The 21,277-nt window shown below is 71.2% G+C and carries 17 protein-coding genes; 9 read left to right on the forward strand and 8 right to left on the reverse strand.

Features of this window, described 5'->3' with window-relative positions; genetic code table 11:
• The first annotated feature begins 11 nt into the window (after window positions 1-11).
• Complete coding sequence (locus AB0D67_RS17610) at window positions 12-1,529, forward strand: dihydrolipoamide acetyltransferase family protein (RefSeq protein ID WP_362935963.1); 1,518 nt, start codon at window positions 12-14, stop codon at window positions 1,527-1,529.
• 248 nt (window positions 1,530-1,777) lie between these two features.
• On the opposite strand, the gene AB0D67_RS17615 is transcribed toward AB0D67_RS17610, so the two are convergent.
• Window positions 1,778-2,053, reverse strand: coding sequence for a hypothetical protein (locus tag AB0D67_RS17615; RefSeq protein WP_362935966.1), 276 nt, complete (start codon window positions 2,051-2,053; stop codon window positions 1,778-1,780).
• A gap of 281 nt (window positions 2,054-2,334) precedes the next feature.
• Here AB0D67_RS17615 and AB0D67_RS17620 point away from each other — a divergent pair, with 281 nt between their 5' ends.
• Window positions 2,335-2,628, forward strand: coding sequence for a Dabb family protein (locus AB0D67_RS17620; protein ID WP_362935969.1), 294 nt, complete (start codon window positions 2,335-2,337; stop codon window positions 2,626-2,628).
• Between the two features lie 63 nt (window positions 2,629-2,691).
• Here AB0D67_RS17620 and AB0D67_RS17625 read toward each other — a convergent pair whose 3' ends face one another.
• Window positions 2,692-2,916, reverse strand: a complete 225-nt coding sequence (locus tag AB0D67_RS17625) for a DUF6458 family protein (RefSeq protein WP_179822481.1) — start codon at window positions 2,914-2,916, stop codon at window positions 2,692-2,694.
• Window positions 2,917-3,266: 350 nt separating this feature from the next.
• Window positions 3,267-5,090 (reverse strand): acyl-CoA dehydrogenase, encoded by a 1,824-nt coding sequence (locus AB0D67_RS17630; protein WP_362935972.1) that lies wholly within the window; start codon window positions 5,088-5,090, stop codon window positions 3,267-3,269.
• Between the two features lie 140 nt (window positions 5,091-5,230).
• On the opposite strand from AB0D67_RS17630, the gene AB0D67_RS17635 reads away from it, so the two are divergent.
• From AB0D67_RS17635 to AB0D67_RS17650, 4 genes are all read left to right on the forward strand, one after another.
• Window positions 5,231-6,613 (forward strand): Nramp family divalent metal transporter, encoded by a 1,383-nt coding sequence (locus AB0D67_RS17635; RefSeq protein WP_362935975.1) that lies wholly within the window; start codon window positions 5,231-5,233, stop codon window positions 6,611-6,613.
• Between the two features lie 99 nt (window positions 6,614-6,712).
• Window positions 6,713-7,624 (forward strand): class I SAM-dependent methyltransferase, encoded by a 912-nt coding sequence (locus tag AB0D67_RS17640; protein ID WP_362935978.1) that lies wholly within the window; start codon window positions 6,713-6,715, stop codon window positions 7,622-7,624.
• A gap of 42 nt (window positions 7,625-7,666) precedes the next feature.
• A complete protein-coding gene (locus AB0D67_RS17645; protein WP_362935981.1) occupies window positions 7,667-8,035 on the forward strand; it encodes a VOC family protein in 369 nt (122 codons plus the stop codon).
• A gap of 199 nt (window positions 8,036-8,234) precedes the next feature.
• On the forward strand, window positions 8,235-8,726 hold the full coding sequence (locus AB0D67_RS17650) for an SRPBCC family protein (RefSeq protein ID WP_362935984.1): 492 nt from the start codon (window positions 8,235-8,237) through the stop codon (window positions 8,724-8,726).
• A 15-nt stretch (window positions 8,727-8,741) separates the two neighbouring features.
• On the opposite strand, the gene AB0D67_RS17655 is transcribed toward AB0D67_RS17650, so the two are convergent.
• Window positions 8,742-9,215 (reverse strand): hypothetical protein, encoded by a 474-nt coding sequence (locus AB0D67_RS17655; protein ID WP_362935987.1) that lies wholly within the window; start codon window positions 9,213-9,215, stop codon window positions 8,742-8,744.
• A 183-nt stretch (window positions 9,216-9,398) separates the two neighbouring features.
• On the opposite strand from AB0D67_RS17655, the gene AB0D67_RS17660 reads away from it, so the two are divergent.
• Complete coding sequence (locus AB0D67_RS17660; protein WP_362935990.1) at window positions 9,399-9,848, forward strand: GNAT family N-acetyltransferase; 450 nt, start codon at window positions 9,399-9,401, stop codon at window positions 9,846-9,848.
• 49 nt (window positions 9,849-9,897) lie between these two features.
• Window positions 9,898-10,722, forward strand: coding sequence for a dienelactone hydrolase family protein (locus AB0D67_RS17665; RefSeq protein ID WP_362935993.1), 825 nt, complete (start codon window positions 9,898-9,900; stop codon window positions 10,720-10,722).
• Here AB0D67_RS17665 and AB0D67_RS17670 read toward each other — a convergent pair.
• The gene (locus AB0D67_RS17670) at window positions 10,703-12,733 is read right to left on the reverse strand and encodes a molybdopterin oxidoreductase family protein (RefSeq protein WP_362935996.1); all 2,031 of its coding nucleotides are present in this window, start codon (window positions 12,731-12,733) and stop codon (window positions 10,703-10,705) included. The two genes, AB0D67_RS17665 and AB0D67_RS17670, sit on opposite strands and share 20 nt — an antisense overlap.
• 64 nt (window positions 12,734-12,797) lie before the next feature.
• Complete coding sequence (locus tag AB0D67_RS17675) at window positions 12,798-14,351, reverse strand: M28 family metallopeptidase (RefSeq protein ID WP_362935999.1); 1,554 nt, start codon at window positions 14,349-14,351, stop codon at window positions 12,798-12,800.
• Between the two features lie 478 nt (window positions 14,352-14,829).
• Here AB0D67_RS17675 and AB0D67_RS17680 point away from each other — a divergent pair, with 478 nt between their 5' ends.
• The gene (locus AB0D67_RS17680) at window positions 14,830-17,256 is read left to right on the forward strand and encodes a lysylphosphatidylglycerol synthase transmembrane domain-containing protein (protein ID WP_362936002.1); all 2,427 of its coding nucleotides are present in this window, start codon (window positions 14,830-14,832) and stop codon (window positions 17,254-17,256) included.
• A gap of 227 nt (window positions 17,257-17,483) precedes the next feature.
• Here the strand turns inward: AB0D67_RS17680 and mgrA are convergent, their stop codons facing one another.
• Window positions 17,484-18,512 (reverse strand): L-glyceraldehyde 3-phosphate reductase, encoded by a 1,029-nt coding sequence (gene mgrA / locus AB0D67_RS17685; protein ID WP_362936005.1) that lies wholly within the window; start codon window positions 18,510-18,512, stop codon window positions 17,484-17,486.
• Entirely contained in the window at window positions 18,509-20,569 is a 2,061-nt protein-coding gene (locus AB0D67_RS17690) for a S9 family peptidase (RefSeq protein WP_362936008.1), read from the reverse strand. The genes mgrA and AB0D67_RS17690 overlap by 4 nt, the downstream gene beginning before the upstream one ends.
• Between the last annotated feature and the right edge of the window lie 708 nt (window positions 20,570-21,277).

The following is a 21,277-nucleotide window of genomic DNA, read 5'->3' on the forward strand; positions in this document are numbered from 1 at the left end:
GGGAGACGAGGATGAAGGAGTTCAAGCTCCCCGACGTGGGCGAGGGCCTGACCGAGGCGGAGATCGTCCGCTGGCACGTCAAGCCCGGCGACCCGGTCAAGGTCAACCAGATCATCGTGGAGATCGAGACGGCCAAGGCCGTCGTCGAACTGCCCTGCCCGTTCGAGGGCGTGGTGGCCGCCCTGATGGCCGACGAGGGCGAGACCGTCGACGTCGGCAGGCCGATCATCTCGGTGGACGACGGCTCCGGCCCCGCCGCCGCCCCAGTAGCCGGTACGGCCGGCCGCGCGCAGGCCCTGGCCGAGGACATGGTGCCCGAGCCCGCCGCGGCGGACGAGCCGCCTACGGAGAAGCGCCAGCCCGTCCTGGTCGGCTACGGCGTCAAGCCCGGTGCGGCCCGCCGCCGTCCCCGGAAGTCCTCGGCGGCCCCTCCGGCGGTCTCGTCCGCGGGCGCCTCCACCGCCCCTCCGGCGGCTCCGGAAGCGGCTGCGGCGGCTCCGGAAGCGGTCCCGCCGGCGTGGGGAGGCGTTCCGGCGGCCCCGGCCGTTCCCGCCGTCCCGGTGCGGCCGGCCCCGGTACGGCCGGCGCCGGAGCCCGGCCTCCAGGAGACGCCGGCCGCGGGCCCGGCGGCGCGGCGGGCCGCCGTGCTCGCCAAGCCCCCGGTGCGCAAGCTGGCCAGGGACCTCGGGGTCGACCTGGCGGCCGTGTCCCCGACCGGTCCGCACGGCACGATCACCCGCGAGGACGTCCACGCCGTGGCCGACGCGGCGTCCGGAGCCGGCCGTACGGCCCCGCAGGCGGCCGAGCGGGCGGTCCCGGCCGCGCGCGGCGGTGAGGAGCGGATCCCGATCAAGGGGGTGCGCCGGGCGACCGCGCAGGCCATGACGGCCTCGGCGTTCACCGCGCCGCACGTCACCGAGTTCCTCCAGGTGGACGTCACCGGCACGATGGAGGCCGTGGCCCGGCTGCGGGCGCTGCCCGACTTCGCCGAGGTGAAGGTCTCGCCGCTGCTGCTGGTGGCCAAGGCGGTGCTCGTCGCCGCGCGGCGGTACCCGATGATCAACTCGACGTGGGACGAGGTCGCTCAGGAGATCGTGGTCAAGCACTACGTGAACCTCGGCATCGCCGCGGCCACCCCGCGCGGCCTGCTCGTTCCCAACGTCAAGAACGCGCACGAGCTATCGCTGCCGGACCTCGCCCGGGCCATCGGCTCCCTCGCCGAGACGGCCAGGGCCGGCCGTACCCAGCCCGCCGACATGTCCGGGGGCACGATCACGATCACGAACGTGGGCGTGTTCGGCGTGGACGCGGGCACCCCGCTCCTCAACCCGGGTGAGTCGGCGATCCTGGCGTTCGGCCAGGTCAGGGACCTGCCGTGGGTGGTGGACGGGCAGGTCGTGCCCCGCAGGGTCTGCACGCTCGCGCTCTCCTTCGACCACCGGGTCATCGACGGTGAGCTCGGCTCGCTCTTCCTGCGCGACATCGGGGCCATGCTGGAGGACCCGCTCCGCATGCTCGCCTGGAGCTGACCCCGTAGAACGAGCAGAAGGCGGCCGGTTTCTTTGAACAGGCCGGTTTCCGCGAAACGCGGGCCCGCCCCCGGGAAAAGGGGACGGGCCCGCGGCGGGGCTCCGATCCTGGGAAATGCCACCCCGTGAAACAGCATCCCGAAACCTTTTCTCCTGTTTCTTGGGATGGTTTTTCCATATGGGCCGGAAAGGCGGGCGCGACCTTCCGGCCGTGCGGTTCTCAGGCGCCCGTCAGGCGCCGCGGGTTTTTACCACCAGTCGTCCCAGCCCCAGCCGCCGCCACCGCCGCAGCCTCCGCCGCAGCCGCCGCACCTGCGCCACCCGCAGCCGCAGCGACGGCAGCCGCAACCGCGGCGGCAGCAGCCGCATCCGGTGACGAAGTTGGAGGCGGTGACCCCCTGGACGGCCGGGGTCGAGGTGGTGGTCGAGGACGACGCCTGCGCCGGCCCGGCGACGAGGGCTCCCGCGATGAGCCCGGCGCCCATCAGGCCCGTGACGAACGAGGCGGCCGTTCTGCTTTTCATGCGGTCCTCCGATTCCACGAGAAGACGTGACCCGTCCTCCTGGATTGCTGGACAGTTCACAGCGTGCCGGAGGCGGAGCGATCAAGTCACCGCAAACCACCTATAGGTTGGCAAAGGCGCACAGATGTGTATAAATAACAAATAAATAGCAGATATCCAGGCATTTCGGGCAGATAGTACGGCGGAGTCGAAGGCCGGGGTGGAACGGTTGCGGCGGGGTGCCGGAGGGCCGCGGAGGGCCCGGCCGTACGCTGACGGGGCATCCGAGCGAAGGGAAGGCCATGTTCCGTCACGTCGTGCTGTTCACCTGGTCCGAGACGGCCACCGAGGAGCAGAAGGCCGCGGTCGCGACCGAGCTGCGCCGGCTCCCGGGGATCATTCCGGAGATCCGCTCCTACGCCGTCGGGGCCGACGCGGGCGTGAACCCGGGCAACCACGATTTCGCGGTCGTCGCCGACTTCGACAGCGCCGACGACTACCTGGTCTACCGCGACCACCCGGCCCACCAGGCGGTGATCGCCGAGCACGTCAAGCCGATCCTGGCCTCACGGGCGGCCGTGCAGTACGTCGGCTGACCTCGGCCGGAGGTACGGCGGGCCCCGGGCGCGCGTCTCGCCGGTCGTGTCGTCGGGCCGCCGTCACAGCTCCGGCGGGTGGTTCTCCCGGTGCATCAGGCGGCCCTCCGACGTCGCCCCGCGCCGGGGCGCCAGCACCACGCTCAGCACCACCCCGACAGCGCCGACGATCATGAAGATGACCCCGATGACGTCGATGTGCACGTTGTCGCCGAGGACGTCGGGTTCGATGGCGAACCGGAGGATGGCGCCGATCGTGAGGAAGAAGATGCTGACCCCGACACCCATCGGACCCTCCGGACACAGGTAGTGATCAGGCAAAGAGAGCGTCTGTGATCTCTCATACCCCTTTCCGCGCGATCCCACCACCGGCGCGGTACGGGCCCGTCCGGAAGGCCCGGGAACGGAGGACCGGAAAGGGGGTCCGGAGCGGCGGGCAGGGGAAGGCGCCGGGTGGCCGGAGGCGGCTGGGAGACCGAGGGGCGGGAGGCGGCGGGAAGGCCGGGAACGTGGACCGGCGGGAACGCGGACGGGGGGCGGTCCCGCGGGCGGGACCGCCCCCCGTCACCGCCTGCCGCGGGAGCGGGGCGTCTTCGGGAAGGGCCGGGATCGGCGGGCCGGAAGGCCGGACCGGCGGATCAGAAGGCCTCTTCGGGCAGCTCCATCAGGTCCTGGTTCGTCGCGGCGAGCACCCGGCGCTCGGCGGCGAGGCGGGGCAGGACGGTCTGGGCGAAGAACGAGGCCGCCGCGACCTTCCCGGCGTAGAACGCCTTGTCCCGGTCGGACTCGCCGAGCGCGGAGAGGGCCACCTCGGCCTGGCGCAGCAGCAGCCAGCCGATCACCACGTCGCCGAGGGCGAGCAGGAACCGGGTGGTGTTGAGGCCGACCTTGTAGACCTCCTGCGGCGTCTCCAGCGAGGCGATGGTCCAGCCGGCCATCGTGTCGGCCATGGCCTTGACCTCGTCCGCGGCCTCGCCGAGGAGCTTGCGCTCCTCCTTGAGGCGGCCGTTGCCGGCGTCGGAGGCGGCGAACGCCTTGATGTCGCCGTACAGCGTGCCGAGGGCGACGCCCTGGTTGCGCATGACCTTGCGGAAGAACAGGTCCATGCCCTGGATGGCGGTGGTGCCCTCGTAGAGGGAGTCGATCTTGGCGTCCCGGATGTACTGCTCGATCGGGTAGTCCTGCAGGTAGCCGGAGCCGCCCAGGGTCTGCAGCGAGCGGGCCAGCAGCTCGTAGGAGCGCTCGGAGCCGACGCCCTTGACCAGCGGGAGCAGCAGGTCGTTCATGGCCTCGGCGTGCTCGTCGCGGCGGCCCTCGAACGCGGCGATCTGCACGGCGTCCTGGTAGGTCGCGGTCAGCAGGACCAGCGCGCGCATGCCCTCGGCGTACGACTTCTGGAGCATGAGCTCGCGGCGGACGTCCGGGTGGCGGGCGATGGTGACGCGCGGGGCGGCCTTGTCGGCCATCTGGGTGAGGTCCGCGCCCTGCACCCGCTGCCGGGCGTACTCCAGGGCGTTCAGGTAGCCGGTGGAGAGGGTGGCGATCGCCTTGGTGCCGACCATCATGCGGGCGTGCTCGATGACCATGAACATCTGCTTGATGCCCTCGTGCACGTCGCCGACCAGCGTGCCGATGGCCGGGTGCTTCTCGCCGAAGGTGAGCTCGCAGGTCGTGGAGACCTTCAGGCCCATCTTCTTCTCGACGTTGGTGACGTAGACGCCGTTGCGCTCACCCGGCTCGCCGGTCGCGAGGTCCACGTGGTACTTCGGGACCAGGAACATCGACAGGCCCTTGGTGCCGACGCCGTGCCCCTCGGGGCGGGCCAGCACGAGGTGGAAGATGTTGTCGGCCATGTCGTGCTCGGCGCTGGTGATGAAGCGCTTGACGCCCTCGATGTGCCAGGTGCCGTCGGGCTGCTGAACGGCCTTGGCGCGGCCGGCGCCCACGTCGGAGCCGGCGTCGGGCTCGGTGAGGACCATCGTGGCGCCCCACTGGTGCTCGATGGCCAGCTCGGCGAAGCGCTTCTGGTCCTCGGTGCCGATCGTGTGCAGCACGTGGGCGAAGGCGGGGCCGCTGGAGTACATCCAGATGGCCGGGTTGGCGCCGAGCACCAGCTCGGCGAGCGCCCAGGTGACGCTGCTGGGCAGGCCGGGGCCGTTCAGCTCGGCGGGCAGGCCGAGGTTGGTCCAGCCGGCGTCACGGTAGGCGGCGAAGGACCTCTTGAAACCCTCCGGCATGGTGACGGCGCCGGAGGCCGGGTCGAACACCGGCGGCCTGCGGTCGCCCTCCTCGAAGGAGTCGGCCAGCACGCCGGTGGCGAGGCGGTTCACCTCGTCCAGGACGCTGCGCACGACGTCCTCGTCGATGTCGGCGAACAGGCCGCCGCCCAGGATGTCCCGGCGCCCGAACACCTCGAAGAGATTGAACTCCAGGTCACGGATGTTGCTCTTGTAGTGGCCCATGGGGTCGGCTCCTTCACACGGGTGAACCGGGACGCTTGCATACTCGCCAGTAACCTTACCGACAATGCTACCCGCGAGTAACCCCTAAAAAACGGCAACGATGGGACGTTTGTCACACCTCCTCGGGGAAGCCTTCTCCCATGGGGCTTCCTGGGTTCCGCCATGCCGACCTGCCGGACGCGCAACCGCTGCGCAAAGTGCTCGGGCCGGGGGTGATCGCCGCGGGAGTGGGCCTGGCCTCGGGAGAGTTCGTCATCTGGCCCTACATCTCCGCCAATGTCGGCCTCGTCTTCCTGTGGGCCGCGGTCGTGGGCGTGGTCGCCCAGTACTTCCTCAACATGGAGATCGAGCGCTACACCCTGGCCACCGGGGAGACCGCGCTCACCGGTTTCAGCCGGCTCGGCCGCCACTGGGGCCTGGTGTTCGCCCTCATGGCGGTGCTGGCCAACATCTGGCCCGGCTGGGCCACCAGCTCGGCCACCGTCCTCACCTACGCCGTGGGCCGCGGCGACGTCACGATCATCGCGGTGGTGGAGCTGCTGGTGATCGCGGCGGCGCTGACCCTCTCCCCGGTCGTCTACCGGACCCTGGAGGCCACCCAGTTCATCAAGGTCGGCGCGGTCCTCCTCTTCCTGGTCATCGCGCTGTTCCTGGCCATCACCGGCGACGCCTACCGCGGGCTGGGCGAGGCGGTCACCCACGTCGGCCAGGTCCCGGGTCAGCTCGGCGCGGCCCTCGTGCTCGGCGCGATGGCCTTCGCCGGCGCCGGAGGCGGGCAGAACCTGGTGCAGAGCAACTGGATCAGGGACAAGAACATGGGGATGGGCGAGCGCATCCCGCGCCTGGTCTCCCCGGTGACCGGCGAGGACCAGGCCGCCCCCGCCACCGGCTACACCTTCGAGCCGGACGAGGCCAACCTCGGCCGCTGGCGCGCGTGGTGGCGGGTGGCCAACACCGAGCAGCTCGTCTCGTTCGTGGCCATCACCATCGTCACGATCTTCCTGATGTCGATGCTGGCCTACTCCACGGTCTTCGGCGCCCAGACCGCGAACGACATCACCTTCCTCAAGACCGAGGGCGAGGTGCTCGGCCAGCGGCTGTCGTGGTTCGGCGTCTTCTTCTGGGCGGTGGGCGCGCTGTCGCTGTTCGCGGCCAGCATGGGCATCTGCGACTACGTCGCCCGGATGGTCGCCGACGTGGTCAAGACGGTCTACCTGCCCGAGAGCACACGCTGGACCGAGAGCCGCGTCTACAGCCTCGTCGTCTGGTTCATCGTGCTGTTCGGCATCGCGATGCTCACCGTCGGCTTCGACCAGCCGATCACGCTGCTGGTCATCTCGGCCAGTGTCGGCGGGATCATGATGTTCCTGTACTCGGCGCTGCTGGCCCTGCTGAACCGCAAACTGCTCCCCGGCCCCATCAGGATCCGCGGATACCGGCTGGTCATCGTGCTGCTGACCTTCGCCTTCTTCGGCTACTTCTCTGTTCTGACGCTGATCGACCAGTTCGGCAAGCTTTTCTGACGCCGCCCCCGGGCCCTCCGGAGCCGCGGTCCGGGACACGCCCGGACGTGCCGTCCGCGGTCACGGGACGCCCTGGGCGCGCCGCCGTACCCTCGGGACATGACGAAGTCGTACGGCGGGACGGACGGGCGGGGGCCGGCGGACGGACCACGGGCGGACGAGCGGCCGGCGGGCCGGCGGCCGGTGGCCGGGCGGCGGACGGACCGGCGCCGGCGGCCGGTGGACGAGGGGTGGCGCGCGGACCTCGCGCGGTGGGACATCCCCGAGCACATCCTCAGGCGGGCCCCGGCGAGTCCCTGGGGGCACTCCCCGGCGCGGTTCGCCCAGCGCACCGAGCACGCGCTCGCCGCTCCCGAGGGCCCGTCCCTGGACAGGGTCGCCGAGGCCCTGCCCGCCGGGGGGAGCGTGCTCGACGTGGGCGCCGGAACCGGGGCGGCCTCGCTGCCGCTGGCCGGCCGCCTGGGGAAGCTGGTCGCGGTGGACGTCTCCGCGGAGATGCTGGCCGAACTGACGCCCCGGGCCGAACGGCTCGGCGTCCCGGTCCGCACGGTGCCGGGCCGCTGGCCCGACGTGGCGGACCGCACCCCGGTGGCCGACGTCGCGATCGCCGCCCACGTCGTCTACAACGTCCCCGACCTGGCCGCGTTCCTGTCCGAGCTGACCCGTCACGCCCGGCGCCGGGTCGTCCTGGAACTCACCGAACGCCACCCGATGAGCTGGCTCGCCCCGCTGTGGCGGCACTTCCACGGCGTTCCCCGCCCCGCCCGGCCGACCGTCCACGACCTGGTGGCCGTCGCCGGGGCGCTCGGCCACGAGGTCGGCCACGAGTCCCGCGCGGCTCCGCTGCCCCGCTACGCGTCGCTGGACGAGCTCGCCGAAAGCGCCTGCCGCCGGCTCTGCCTCGCCCCGAACCGGGCGGAGGAGGTGGCCGGGACCGCCGTCGCCCTGGGCATGTGGCCGCTCCCGCGCGAGCGGTGGTTCACGGTGTGGTGGGAGGGACGCGCTGTGTAACCTGCTTGACGGCTTAGCAGGTGTCACGGTTGGGTGAGGGCCATGATTGAGATCCCCTACGTGACCTTCGACTGCGCCGAGCCGTACGCGCTGGCGACCTTCTGGAGCCAGGCCACCGGGCGGCCGGTCCACCCTGACGACGGCGCCGACGACGACGAGGTCCTCGTGCAGGGCGCGCCCGGCCTGCTGTTCATCAGGGTTCCCGAGGGCAAGACGGTCAAGAACCGCGTCCACCTGGACGTCACCGGATCCGGCGGTACCACCCGCGAGGAGGAGGTGGAACGGCTGCTGAAGCTCGGCGCCACGGTTCACGACGACCGGCGCGCCCCGGACGGCAGGGGCTGGGTGACCATGCTCGACCCCGAGGGCAACGAGTTCTGCGTCTGCCGGGCCGAGTACGAGAAGTCCTGACGCGGGTCCCGCCCGGAACGGGCGACGGCCCCGGGCCGGCCCCGGGACGGCGCCGTGCCTGGAGCCGGCGCTGTGTCTCCGGAAGGCGCTGTGTCTCCGGAAGGCGCCGGAAGAGTCCGGCGCCTTAGGGGACGGGCGGCCGGTCCCCGCCCGGCGGCGGGTCTTGCCGGAATGATGTTCGCTCCGGAATGCTGCGGTCATGAGCCCCCCGAGCGCGTCCGTGAGCATCAGCGTCTCGGCGCCGCCCGAGACGGTCTACGAGCTCGTCACCGGTGTCACGGACATGAGCGGCTGGAACGTCGAGTGCGAGAGCGCCGAGTGGGTCGGCCCGATCCGCGGGCCGCGACCCGGCGCGAGGTTCCGCGGGCACAACAGGAACGGCCGGCGGCGGTGGTCCACGCTCTGCACGGTCACCGTCGCCGATCCCCACCGGGTCTTCGCCTACGGCGTCCGCGCGGGCGGCCTGCTGGACGTGGCGATCTGGCGCTTCGAGATCACCCCCTCCGAGACCGGCTGCCACGTGGAGCAGAGCACCTGGGACACCCGCGGTCCCGTCATGCGGCTGCTGGGCGGGCTCGTCTCCGGGGTCCGCGACCGGGCCGCCCACAACCGGGCCAACATGCTGCGGACCCTGGAACGCCTGAAGGCGGCGGCGGAGGCGGCGGGCGCGCCGCCGTCCACGGGTGGTTGAACGCCCCGCCCGCGCTCAGCCGCCGTACGGCAGGGAGCGCTGGTCGCGGCCACGCCCCCGGAAGAACAGGGTCAGGAACGCGGTGATGAGGTACACCGCGACGCCGCCCTGGAGCGCGTCGAGCGCCGCGCCGAACACGCCCTCGCCGTCCACGACGAGCTGGACCGGATACATGAGCGCGGCGGCCCCGAGCGCCGGGTAGAGCGAGAAACGCCAGGGGTGGCGCAGGGCCCAGAGGCGGGCCTGCCGGGTCACCCGGTCCCCCTTCTCGGGCCTGGAGACCGCGCCGATCGACGCGACCAGGCTGAACAGGCCGATGCCGAGCACCAGCGCCCAGGTCAGGTCGGCGCTTCCCGGCAGGATCACGCCGAGGCCGAAGTTGACGGCCGCGACGGTGCCGCCGGTCACCGCGGCGGCCTTCCAGGGCGCGCCGTGCAGGGCGGCTCCGGCGAGTGAGATCTCGTCACGTCGAGTCAGTTCGTTGCTCATGCACTCAGGGTGCCTTCCGCGTCCCCCTGACCGCATCGGGGAGAGACCCTGATTTCGACCCTGACCCCGCACCCCGCGACTCCGCACCCCCCTCATCCTGCGATTCCGCGCCTCCGCACGCTGCGGCCCCGTGCCCACGCCCCCTGCGGCCCCGCCGGACCCCGCCCCGGTAGGTTGACCGTCATGCCCGTGGAACTCCGCCTCGCCCGCCCCGGCGACCTGCCGGCCATCGTGACCCTGATCGCCGACGACGCCATCGCGGCCGCCCGTACCGGTGAGCTCGGCGACGAGCACCGCGCCGCCTTCGACGCCATCGAGGCCGATCCCGGCAACGAGCTCGTCGTCGCCGAACTGGACGGCGAGGTGGTGGGCACGATGCAGCTGACCTACATCCCCGGCATCTCCCGGCGCGGCGCCCTGCGGCTGCAGATCGAGGCGGTCCGCGTCGCCGCCCCGCTGCGCGGCCGGGGAATGGGCCGCCGGATGATGGAGTGGGCCGTCGAGCGGGGTCGCGCCCGCGGCTGCGCGCTGGTCCAGCTCACCACCGACAAGGCCCGCAAGGACGCCCACCGGTTCTACGACTCGCTCGGCTTCGTCGCCTCCCACGAGGGATACAAGCTCACCCTGGGCTGATCGTTATCCTCGTCCCCACCGCTACACACGAGCCGACGGGATGGGCGATATGAGACGACACGTGTTGGGGCTGGGAGCCCTGGCCATGCTGCTGACGGCCTGCGGCGGGAACACCGGCGACCCGGTGGCGACCCCGGCCGGCACCGCGAGCGCCGCCGCGAGCGCCACCGGTGACGCGGCCGCGAGCCCCACGGGGAGCACCGCGAGCCCCACCCCGGCCGGCCTGCCGAGCCCGCAGCCCAGCCCCACCCCCACCGGGGAGAACATCGCCGGCTGCGTCACCGCGGACATGGGCAAGATCTTCAAGTACACCCGCGACGGCACCGTCACCAAGGGTGTGATCATGGGTAAGGGGAAGGTCGGCGCGGTCGTCTCCTACGAGCGCCGCGGCACCGTGTGCGACTGGCTGCCGCTGGCCGAGCGGCTGGTCGCCGAGGGCCGCCGAGTCCTGCTGTTCGACCGCAACGACGTGGTGAACCCCGAGAAGGACACCGTGGAGATGGCCCGGCGGCTGCACGACGCGGGCGTCGAGAAGGTGTTCCTGGTCGGCGGCTCCATGGGCGGGCGGCAGTCCGTGCTCGCGGCCGGGATGCTGAAGTTCCCGGTGGCCGGGGTCATCAGCGTCTCCGGCGGCACCACCCTGCCCGAGGACGTCACCGCCCTCAAGGCGCCCTTCCTCCAGGTCACCGCCGACGAGGACTCGACCGCCCCGCTCGACCAGGTACAGGCCGTCTACGAGGAGGCGAAGAAGTCGGCCGACCGCCAGCTCCTCGTGCTGAACGGCCGGGAGCACGCCAGCGCCCTGTTCACCGCCGCGCAGGGCGACAAGGCGCTCCAGGCGATCACGGCGTTCGTCACGAAGCACTCGCGCTGATCTCGACCAGGTTGTCGTGGTAGACGGCGCCACGGCCCAGGTCGGCGTCGCGCGCCTCCACCGCGGCGTTCACCGTCGAGCCACCGGCGCTCAGCTTGCGCCAGTGGCCCTTGGTGGCGGCCACCACGCCGGGCCGTACCCGGTCGCTGATCTCCACCACGGCCTCGAACCCGCCGACGTCGTTGAACACCCGGGCCCGCTGGCCGTCGGCGAGCCCCCGGGGCCCGGCGTCGGCCGGGTTAACCAGGACCCGCGGGCCCCGGGAGCGCCGCAGCAGCTCGGGGTTGTTGCCGAAGGTGCTGTTCAGGAACATGTGCGCGGCCGGGGTGACCAGCGCCAACGGGTACGGCCCGCCGTCGGCCGAGGCCGTGCGAGGGGGGACGTAGGCGGGTCCGGAGCCGAACCGGAGCCTCCCCGAGGGGGTGGGGAAGCCGTCGGCGAACGGCGTGAACGGCTGCGGCACGTTCAGCCGGACCCACCCCTCCTTGCGCAGCCGGTCCACCGTGATCCCGGCCAGCGACGGATGGCCGGAGGACAGGAGCTGCTCGGCCAGCTCCAGGTCGGAGTCGTACAGCGACGGCTCGGTCAGCCCCATGTGCCGGGCCAGCCGGCGGAACGTCTCCATGGTCGACAGGCACTCGCCGGGCGGCGGGACCGCGGGCTCGTTCCACATCAGGTACATGTGCCCGTAGCCGGCGTGCAGGTCGGTGTGCTCGATCTGCATGGTCGCGGGCAGCACGATGTCGGCGTAGTCGACGGTGTCGGTGGGGAAGTGCTCCATCACGACCGTGAACAGGTCCTCGCGCAGCAGCCGCTCGCGGATGCGGTTCTGGTCGGAGGTGGAGGCCATCGGGTTGGCGCCGTACACCCACAGGCACTTCACCGACTCGTCCAGTTCGTCGGCCAGCCGGGTCATCGTCCGCCGCCGCACCGGCCGGGCGAGCAGGTCGTCGCGGGTGTCGATGTTCAGGTGGACGTATCCGCTGGTGGAGTAGGCGACTCCGCCGCCGGGACGACGCCAGTCGCCGGTCACCGCCGGGATGGCGGCGATCGTGCGCAGCGCGGCGCCGCCGCCGGCGTGCCGCTGGATGCCCATCGTGGCCCGGATGCCGGTGGGCCGGGTGTGCGCCAGCCGCAGCCCCAGAGCGCGGATGTCCGCCTCGGGCAACCCGGTGATCTCCGCGACCGTCTCCGGCGGGTGGCGGAGGATCTCCTCCCGGAAGCCCTCCCAGCCCTCGGTGTGCCGGTCGAGGTAGTCGCGGTCCTCCGCGCCCTCGGAGAGGACCACGTTCAGCAGTCCCAGCGCCAGCGCCGCGTCGGTGCCGGGCCGGATCGGCAGGTACTCGTCGGCCTGGTCGGCGGTACGGGTGCGGATCGGGTCGATCGCGACCACGTGCGCCCCGTCCGCGCGGGCGTCCTGGATGAACTTCCACAGGTGGTGGCCGCTGGTCAGCGTGTTGGTGCCCCACAGCAGGATCAGCTTCGACAGCGCGAACGTCTCGGGGTCCATCCCGCCGGGCGTGCCGTTGATCTCGGTCAGGCCGGCGTTTCCGGCGGCCGAGCAGATGTTCGCGACGTGCCGGGAGGCGCCCAGCACGTTCCAGAACCGGCGCCCGGCCTCACCCTCGACGCCCTGGACGTAGCCGAGCGTCCCGGTGCCCTGGTACGGCCAGATCGCCTCGCCGCCGTGCTCGTCGACGATCCCGCGCAGCCGTACGGAGATCTCCTCCAGGGCCTCGTCCCAGGTGATCCGCTCGAACTCGCCCGACCCCTTGGGGCCGGTGCGGCGCAGCGGATACAGAAGGCGCTCGGGCGACTTCACCTGCTCCAGGTAGCGGTTGACCTTCACGCAGAGCGCGCCCCGGGTGTAGGGCTGGTCGGGGTTGCCCCGCAGCCCGACGGCCTCGCCGTCCCGCACCGTCACGACCCACGAGCACGTGTCGGGGCAGTCCAGCGGACAGGCCCCCAGAACACGCAGTTCGCCTGATTCACCTATTTCACCCAGCGGCATGGCTCCGACTTTAGCCGCGGGAGCCGAAGGGGGGTACGGCCGGCGCGGCCGTACCCCCCGCGGGTCACTGCGAGACGCCGCCGTGGTCGTGGTCGGCTCCGAGGCCGCCGCCCCCGGTGCCCGCCTGCGTGGCGCCGGGCGTGCCGCCGCCGGGCAGGTCACGGCTGTAGGCGTAGACGAACGCCGCCGTCGCCACCGCGCCGGTGTTGATCGCCAGCGCCTTGTCGTTGACGTTGGCGATGGTGTCGCACGCCTGGTGGTAGCACTTGTCGTAGGCGACCCCGGCCTCACCGCCGAACTTGGCCGCCTCCTCGGCGCTCTTCACGCCCTCCGCGCCGGTGAACAGGCCGCCGGACGGGATGCCCACCGCGATGAAGGGCCCGTAGTCGGACCGGCCGGTGAAGTCGGTGCCGACGTACGGCTGGCCGATCGCCCTGTAGTACGTCTCGAAGAGCTTCTCGATCTCGCCCGACCCCGCCGGGCCCGCCGGGGCGCCCGTCTTGTCGGAGTCGTCGCCGTCGTAGATCCCCAGCATGTAGTTCGGCGAGGCGATCATGTCGAAGTTCAGGTACAGCTTGATCCGGGCCTTCTCCTCGGCGGAGAGGCTGTCCACGTAGTGCTCGGAGCCGAGCAGGCCGAGCTCCTCGGCGCCCCAGAAGGCGAAGCGGAGCCGGTTGCGGGTGGGCAGGTGACCCGCCCGCAGCGCGGTCTCCAGGATGGCCGCGCTGCCTGAGCCGTTGTCGTTGATGCCCGGCCCCTCGGGGACGCTGTCGAGGTGGGCGCCCAGCATGACGACCTTGCCAGGGTCGCCCTTGCGGCTCTCGGCGATGACGTTGCGGGTCTTGCGGTGCAGGTCGCTCTCGGCGCTCACCGCGAGCCGCACCGTCGTCCCGGTCGCGGCCAGCTCGTTGCCGACCGCGAAGGTGGTGCCGACGACGGGGATGTGCGTGGTGGGCTCGTTGAGGGTGCCGTTCAGCAGGGTCGTGCGGTCGTTGGGGCCTTCGCCCGGCTGCCCCTCGTTGAAGATGATCACTCCGGCGGCCCCGGCCGCCTGGGCGTTCTCGGCCTTGACCTGGAAGTTGCAGGTGCCGCGCTGCATCAGGGCGATGTTGCCCGGGGTGAAGCCCGCGAAGTCGCTCGCCTCACAGCCCGAGGACGAGCCGTTGGGAGCCGGGCTCGGCGGCAGCACAAGGTCCACGCCCTGCACCGCGGCCGTGACGTTTCCCGAGCCGGAGTAGGTCATGACCCTGAAGTCGGTGCCGCGCGCGTAGTTCTTCGCCGCGGGGGAGACCCGGTCCAGGACGGACGGGGTGAGCTCGCGGAAGAACGGGAACTCGAACTCCTGGAGGGTCACGTCGTACCCGGCGGCACGCAGCTTGCCGGCGACATAGGACACCGACGCCTCGTGACCGGGGGTGCCCGACGCCCGGGTGCGGCCGTTGGCGTCGGCGATCTGCTGGAACTTCACCAGATGCTGCTTGACGGACGGGACCTTGACCGAACGGCTGAGCCCTTCCGGGTTCGGATCGGCGCTCGCCGGGACGGCGGAGACGACGGGCAGGGCCAGGGCCGCGGTGGTGACCGCGGCTACCAGACCCCTCGACGCGCGTACGCGCATGCGGACTCCTTTGAGAACAACGGTGGTGCCGAAAATCCCCCGTGATCGCGATGGGACAGAACGTAGCCCGGACAATCTTGATCTTTAAAGACCGCTCCGACATTCGTTATCGAGCGGAGTCGAATCAGCGTTCGGGGCGTTCCCCATCCCTACTTGACCGGCCGCCCCCGGTGGCGTAGGCGCGCGGGGCGCCGGGCGCGGGGCCCGCCCGCCGTGATCCCGCTGGTCCCGCTGGTCCCGCTGGTCCCGCTGACCCCGCCGGTCACCCGCCGCCCGCCGTCTGGAGCCCCCGCGACCGGGGGCGGGACTTCTTTTCCGGTTCCACGCAGCAGAATGGAGACCACCCGCAGGACGGCCGGAAGCCCGTCCGGCACGGTGTTCACGACTCCGGTCACCGACGCGAAAGGAAGATCGGTGACGTATCCGTAATGAAGATCGATGACGCAGCAGCAATGGAGAACGTGCAGAATCGCGAGTGGTGACCGAAATCAGAGAGCACGGAGAAGTGTCGTCCGCCGACGGTGAGAGCCCCCCGGCGAACGGCGATCCCGTCGTGCTCGTCGACGAGCCGCTGCTCCCGCAGCGCATCCGGCGCCCCTCCGACCTGCTGCGCTTCCTCGCCACGGTCGTCGTGCTGGCGGCCGTGGTCCTCCTCGCGCTCGTGGCGCAGAAGACGCTCAACGGCCTCGAGGGTGACGTGGCCGACAGCACCAACCACCTGCCGTTCCTCCTCGGCGGCGTGGTGGGCGTGCTGAGCGGGGCCGCCATGCTCGGCGTCCCCGGCGCGTACGCGATCGAGCGGGTGCTCCACCGCGACGGCCTGCGGATCGCCGAAGGCGTCTTCGCGGCCATCGCCGGCATGATCCTCTCCTTCGCCCTCGGCGAGTGGATCATCAAGTTCGGCTCCGCCGAGCTGCGGTTCCTGTTCACCAGCGGACGCGGCGACATCGAGCCGCTCAACACGCTGGTCACCTCGGTCATCGCCTACGTCACCGCGGTGCGCATCTCCCGCCGCCCCACCTGGCGCGCGGCCCTGTGGAGCGCGGTCACGCTCAACACCATCGCCCTCTTCGCCGGCAGCGCCGCCACCCTCCTCGGCGTCGCCGTGTCCATCCTGGTCGGCCTGGCCGTCGGCTACGCCACCCTGTACGGCCTGGGCAGCCCCAACACCCGCCCGCCGGGCAGCGCGATCGTCGCCACGCTCCGCAAGCTGGGCTTCCAGCCCGTCAAGGCCCGGCGGATGGACGACGACCACCAGAGCAGCAGGCGCTACGCCGTCGACCTCAAGGACGGCACCCGCCTCGACGTCACCGTCCTCGACCGTGACCGCCAGGTCGCCGGGCTGCTCTACCGGCTCTGGCGGCGGATCAGGCTCAACAGCGAGACCCGCCGCCGCGCCATCCGCTCGCTCCGCGCCGAACTGGAGCGCGAGGCCCTGATGGCGTACGCCGCCCAGGCCGCCGGGGCCAGCACGCCCCGCCTCGTCGGCACCAGCGAGATCGGCACCGAAGCGGCGCTGCTCGCCTACGAGCACGTCCCCACCCGCCCCCTCGACGACATCCCCGACGAGGAGATCGACGACAACCTGCTCGCCCAGGTCTGGGAACAGGTCCTGCTCCTGCAGGTCCAGCGGCTCGCCCACCGGAGGCTGACCGGCGACAGCATCCACGTCGACGACGACGGCCGCGTCATCCTCATGGACGCCCGCAGCGGGGAGATCGCCGCCGGTGACCTGCTGCTCCGCCTCGACGTCGCCCAGCTCCTGACCTACCTCAGCCTGCGCGTCGGCGCCGAGCGCGCGGTCGACGCCGCCGCCACCGTCGCCGGGCCCGGCGTGCTGGCCGGCGCGCTGCCGCTGCTGCAGCCCATCGCGCTCACCCGCGAGACCCGGGCGGCGCTCAACCGGAACAAGGGACTGCTGCCGGCCATCCGGGAGCGGATCGTCGAGCTCGCCCCCAAGGTGGAGGGCGAGGAGGTCCGCCTGGAGCGCTTCCGCCCGCGGACCCTCGTCACGATCATCGCCAGCACCGTCGCCGCGTACTTCCTGGTCGGCTCGCTCAGCCAGATCAACCTGAACGTCCTCAGCTCCGCCAAGTGGGGCTGGACCGTCGTCGCCCTCGCCGCCGCGATGCTGAGCTACGTCGCCGCCGCACTGATGCTCAAGGGCTTCGTGCCGGAGAGACTGCCGCTGGGCCGTACGGTGCTCGTCCAGTTCGCCGGGTCCTTCGTCAAGCTCGTCGCGCCCGCCGCCGTCAGCGGCGTCGCCATCAACACCCGCTACCTGCAGAAACGCGGCATCCCCCCGGGGCAGGCGGTGGCCAGCGTGGGCGCCTCCCAGGTCATCGGCCTGGCCTTCCACGTCGGCCTGCTGCTGCTGTTCGCCTACGTCACCGGCTCCCGGACCGCCGAGTCGTTCACGCCCTCGCGGACCTTGGTGTTCGCGCTGCTGGCCGTCGCCGGGGCGGCGCTGATCGCGCTGGGAGTCCCGCGGGTGCGCCGGCTGGTCACCACCCGGGTCCGCAGCCTGTTCTCGGGCGTCGTCCCGCGCCTGCTCGACGTCCTGCAGACGCCCAGCAAGCTCTTCGAGGGCTTCGCCGGCACGCTCCTGCTGACCATCTTCTTCGTGACCTGCCTCGACGCCTCCATCCGGGCGTTCGGCGGCTCCCTCGACTTCACCGCCGTGGCGATCGTCTTCCTCGCGGGCAACGCCATCGGCTCCGCCGCCCCCACCCCCGGTGGCCTCGGCGCCGTCGAGGTCTCCCTCGCGGCCGGCCTGACCCTCGCCGGCCTGCCCAAGGAGATCGCCACGTCGGCCGTACTGCTGTTCCGGCTGTTCACCTTCTGGCTGCCGGTCCTGCCAGGGTGGGCCTCGTTCGCCTACCTCCAGCGGAACGAGGCGCTGTAGGGCGCTCCCGCCCGTCCGGGGACGCCGGACAGCGGGCGCGGACGGGCGTCTCCCGGGCGGGTCCGGGCGTCTCGCGGGCGGGCGTCTCCCGGGTAGGTCCGGCCGATCCCGTTTCTCCCGGGCGGGTCCGGCGGATCCCGTCTGAGACCCCGGGACCGGTCAGGCCCCGGGACCGGTCAGGCCCCGGGACGGGCCCCGCCGGGAGACGCCCGTCCGCGCCGTCACCGTCAGGACTCGCTCGACCGGGCCCAGATGTTGATGCCCGCCTCGACCGCGTCCTTGTCGATGGCCGCGAGCTCGTCGTCGGTGAACGACAGGTTCCGTACCGCCCCGAGGCTGTCCTCAAGCTGCCTGACGCTGCTCGCGCCGATCAGCACGGACGTCACGCGGCTGTCGCGCAGCGCCCAGGAGAGCGCCATCTGGGCGAGCGTCTGACCCCGCCCCTCCGCGATCTCGTTGAGCCGGCGGACGTGCCGCATCGTCTCCTCGGTCAGCATCTCGGGGGTGAGGAACCTCCCCAGCGAGGCCCGCGACCCGTCGGGGATCCCGTCGAGGTAGCGGCTGGTCAGCATGCCCTGGGCCAGCGGCGAGAACGCGATGCAGCCCATGCCCTCCTGCTCCAGGGTGTCGAGCAGGCCGCCCTCGATCCACCGGTTGAGCATCGAGTAGGACGGCTGGTGGATGAGCAGCGGCGTGCCCAGCTCCCGCATGATCCGCGCCGCCTCGGCGGTGTGCTCCGGAGAGTAGGAGGAGATGCCCGCGTACAGCGCCCGGCCCGACCGGACCGCGTGGTCCAGCGCGCCCATCGTCTCCTCCAGCGGAGTGTCCGGGTCGAACCGGTGGCTGTAGAAGATGTCGACGTAGTCCAGCCCCATCCGCTTCAGCGACTGATCCAGGCTGGAGAGCAGGTACTTGCGCGACCCCCACTCGCCGTAGGGGCCGGGCCACATGTCGTACCCGGCCTTCGTCGAGATCACCAGCTCGTCGCGGTACGGAGCGAAGTCGTCCCGCATGTGCCGGCCGAAGTTGGTCTCCGCCGAGCCGTACGGCGGGCCGTAGTTGTTGGCCAGGTCGAAGTGGGTCACCCCCAGGTCGAACGCCCGGCGCAGGATGGCCCGCTGGGTCTCGAAGGGCTTGTCGTCGCCGAAGTTGTGCCAGAGCCCCAGCGAGACGGCGGGCAGCCTCAGCCCGCTCCTGCCGACCCTGTTGTACGGCTGCCGCCCGTCGTAGCGGTCATCCGCCGCGATGTGTGTCACTTGGTCACCTTGGCTGTGTCGAGGATCCAGGAGAGGACGAGGGCCTCCTCGCGCCAGGCGTCGTACCTGCCGCTGCGCCCGCCGTGGCCGGCGCCCATCTCCGTCTTGAGCAGGAACGGCCCGCCCCGCGCGATGTCGCGGAGCTTCGCGACCCACTTGGCGGGCTCGTGGTAGAAGACCCGGGTGTCGTTGAGACTGGTGATCGCGAAGATCGGCGGGTAGACCCGGTCGTCCACGTTCTCGTAGGGCGTGTACGACTTCATGTACTCGTACACGTCGGCGTCGTGCAGCGGATCGCCCCATTCGTCCCACTCGATCACCGTCAGTGGCAGGGACGGGTCGAGGATCGTGTTGAGCGCGTCCACGAACGGCACCTGGGCGACGACGCCGGCGAAGCTCTCCGGCGAGAGGTTGGCCACGGCCCCCATCAGCAGCCCGCCGGCCGAACCGCCGCGGGCGACGATCGAACTCGACCACCCCTCGGCCTTCAGATGCTCGGCGGCGGCGACGAAGTCGGTGAAGGTGTTCTTCTTCTGCTGGAACTTGCCGTCCTCGTACCAGCGGCGGCCCATCTCGCCGCCGCCCCGGATGTGCGCGATGGCGAAGGCGAAGCCCCGGTCGAGCAGGCTGAGCCTGGGGATGGAGAACGACGGGTCGATCGACACCTCGTAGCTGCCGTAGCCGTACAGGAGGGTGGGCGCGGGCCGCTCGGTGCCCTTCCTGACCACGATCGAGATGGGGACGCGGGTGCCGTCGGAGGCCGTCGCCCACTCGCGGAACTGCTCGTAGTCGTCAGGGTCGTAACCGCCGAGCACCGGCTTGCGCTTCAGCAGGATCAGCTCGCGCGTCCGCAGGTCGTAGTCGTAGACCGACGCCGGGGTGATCATGCTGGTATAGCCGAGGCGCAGTCGCTCGGTGACGAACTCCGGGTTGCCCGCGGGTCCGACCTCGTAGATCGGCTCGGGGAAGGAGATCTCGTACGGCTCGCCGTCCCCGGGGAGGACGCGGATGCCGGTGAGGCCGTCCCGGCGGAAGTGCACGACGGAGTGGCTCTGGAACGCGTCGACGTTCAGCAGCCGGGTGTCGGCGCGGTGCTCGATCAGCGGGGTCCAGGTGCCGGGATCGTCGAGCGGCGCGGTGGCCAGCTCGAAGTTCTCCGCGTTCCGGTTGTGCAGGACCAGGAAGCGGTCGCCGGCGTGCTCGACGTCGTACTCGACGCCCGTCTCGCGGGGCCGTACGACACGGAACTCGCCCGCGGGGTCGTCCGCCTCCAGGATCCTGACCTCGCTGGTGATCTTGCTTGCGGCCGCCAGCATCAGGTAGCGCTCGCTGCGGCTGAGGCCGATGCCCAGCCAGAACCGCTCGTCGGTCTCCTCGTGGACCAGCACGTCGTCCTCGGCCGCGGTGCCGATCGTGTGCCGGTGGACCCGGTACGGCCGCCAGCTCTCGTCCACCGTCGTGTAGAAGAAGGCGGTGCCGTCCGCCGACCAGGCGCCGCCGTAGAAGATGCCGGGGATCTCGTCGGGGAGGATCTCGCCGGTGACGAGGTTCTTCACCCTCAGGGTGAAGCGCTCGTCGCCGGTGAAGTTCACCGCGTAGGCCATCATGGTGCCGTCGGGGCTGACCGCGCTGGTGCCGACGGCGAAGAATTCGCTGTCCCCGGCCAGCTCGTTGCCGTCGAGGAGGACCTCCTCGCCGGGGAGCGGCTCGCCGGCCTTCAGCTCGGGCGGCGTCTCCCCGGCGGCCGCCACACGGCACTGGATGCCGTACTGCTTGCCCTCCTCGGTCCGGGAGTAGTACCACCAGCCGTTCTTCCTGCTGGGGACCGAGAGGTCGGTCTCCAGCGTCCGGCCCTTGATCTCCTGGAAGATCGTCTCCTGTAGGGACTTGAGATGAGCGGTCGCCTGCTCCGTGTAGGCGTTCTCCGCTTCGAGGTAAGCGATGGTGTCGGGATCGTCCTTGACCGTCAGCCACGCGTACTCGTCGACCACGGTGTCTCCATGGTGCACGCGCTCGCTGGGAACCTTCTTCGCCTTGGGCGGCATCTGACTGCTCACCCCGCCGAGTCTATGTTTCCCGCCGGACCTCTCCCGGGGGCCGGGGCGGGTCGGGCCGACCTGGGCCGGGTCGCGGTGGATCGGGTCGGGGGGAGGCGGGTCGCGGCGGGACGGACCGGGTCAGGGAGAGACTGGTCGCGGCGGGACGGACCGGGTCGGGGAGAGGCGTGAAGAGGTTCTGCGATTACGGCTCAAGCGGTCCGCGAAGGCTGCTAATCTTTCGTGGTCGGCAGGGGCCGGCAAACCACTCCAATCACTCCGGTGACTTCGACGTGGCTTGTTCCGTGTTCCCCGATATCCCCTTGAAACGCACCACCGCGGAGATCGGTTCGCAGAGCCGCTCAGAGGCTGGTAAGTTTAAGGGGTTGCCTCCGAAAGAGGCGGCCCGAATTCCCTTCGGGACGGTTGGATCAAAGCAAATCGCTCCGAAAGAGTGGTTTGACACGAAAAAGCCGGTCTGAAAGAATAAAGGCACAACGAAACGAACGAAACGCCCCGGAGAGACGGGCCTGAGGGTCCGGTTCGATGGTGAACGCGTCCGTTTCTTGAGAACTCAACAGTGTGCTAAAAGCCAGTGCATGATGCACAACCCCGTCCCACCCGCCTTGAGTGGGAGGACGGATTCCTTTGGTTGATGCTCCGTCCCGTCGCAGGGATGGATGCTTTCAGCCGGGAGAAACTGTTCAGACATTGTTTGGAGAGTTTGAT

Source organism: Streptosporangium sp. NPDC048047 (genome assembly GCF_040653115.1).
Classification (GTDB): domain Bacteria; phylum Actinomycetota; class Actinomycetes; order Streptosporangiales; family Streptosporangiaceae; genus Streptosporangium.

What these genes read in the sequence shown, in the direction of transcription:
- AB0D67_RS17675 (WP_362935999.1), bottom strand. Translation starts at nt 14,351, where the DNA reads ATGCGCGTACGCGCGTCGAGGGGTCTGGTAGCCGCGGTCACCACCGCG.
- AB0D67_RS17635 (WP_362935975.1), top strand. Translation starts at nt 5,231, where the DNA reads ATGGGGCTTCCTGGGTTCCGCCATGCCGACCTGCCGGACGCGCAACCG.
- AB0D67_RS17655 (WP_362935987.1), bottom strand. Translation starts at nt 9,215, where the DNA reads ATGAGCAACGAACTGACTCGACGTGACGAGATCTCACTCGCCGGAGCC.
- AB0D67_RS17670 (WP_362935996.1), bottom strand. Translation starts at nt 12,733, where the DNA reads ATGCCGCTGGGTGAAATAGGTGAATCAGGCGAACTGCGTGTTCTGGGG.
- AB0D67_RS17625 (WP_179822481.1), bottom strand. Translation starts at nt 2,916, where the DNA reads ATGGGTGTCGGGGTCAGCATCTTCTTCCTCACGATCGGCGCCATCCTC.
- AB0D67_RS17640 (WP_362935978.1), top strand. Translation starts at nt 6,713, where the DNA reads ATGACGAAGTCGTACGGCGGGACGGACGGGCGGGGGCCGGCGGACGGA.
- AB0D67_RS17650 (WP_362935984.1), top strand. Translation starts at nt 8,235, where the DNA reads ATGAGCCCCCCGAGCGCGTCCGTGAGCATCAGCGTCTCGGCGCCGCCC.
- AB0D67_RS17615 (WP_362935966.1), bottom strand. Translation starts at nt 2,053, where the DNA reads ATGAAAAGCAGAACGGCCGCCTCGTTCGTCACGGGCCTGATGGGCGCC.
- AB0D67_RS17660 (WP_362935990.1), top strand. Translation starts at nt 9,399, where the DNA reads ATGCCCGTGGAACTCCGCCTCGCCCGCCCCGGCGACCTGCCGGCCATC.
- AB0D67_RS17630 (WP_362935972.1), bottom strand. Translation starts at nt 5,090, where the DNA reads ATGGGCCACTACAAGAGCAACATCCGTGACCTGGAGTTCAATCTCTTC.
- AB0D67_RS17665 (WP_362935993.1), top strand. Translation starts at nt 9,898, where the DNA reads ATGAGACGACACGTGTTGGGGCTGGGAGCCCTGGCCATGCTGCTGACG.
- AB0D67_RS17645 (WP_362935981.1), top strand. Translation starts at nt 7,667, where the DNA reads ATGATTGAGATCCCCTACGTGACCTTCGACTGCGCCGAGCCGTACGCG.
- AB0D67_RS17610 (WP_362935963.1), top strand. Translation starts at nt 12, where the DNA reads ATGAAGGAGTTCAAGCTCCCCGACGTGGGCGAGGGCCTGACCGAGGCG.
- AB0D67_RS17620 (WP_362935969.1), top strand. Translation starts at nt 2,335, where the DNA reads ATGTTCCGTCACGTCGTGCTGTTCACCTGGTCCGAGACGGCCACCGAG.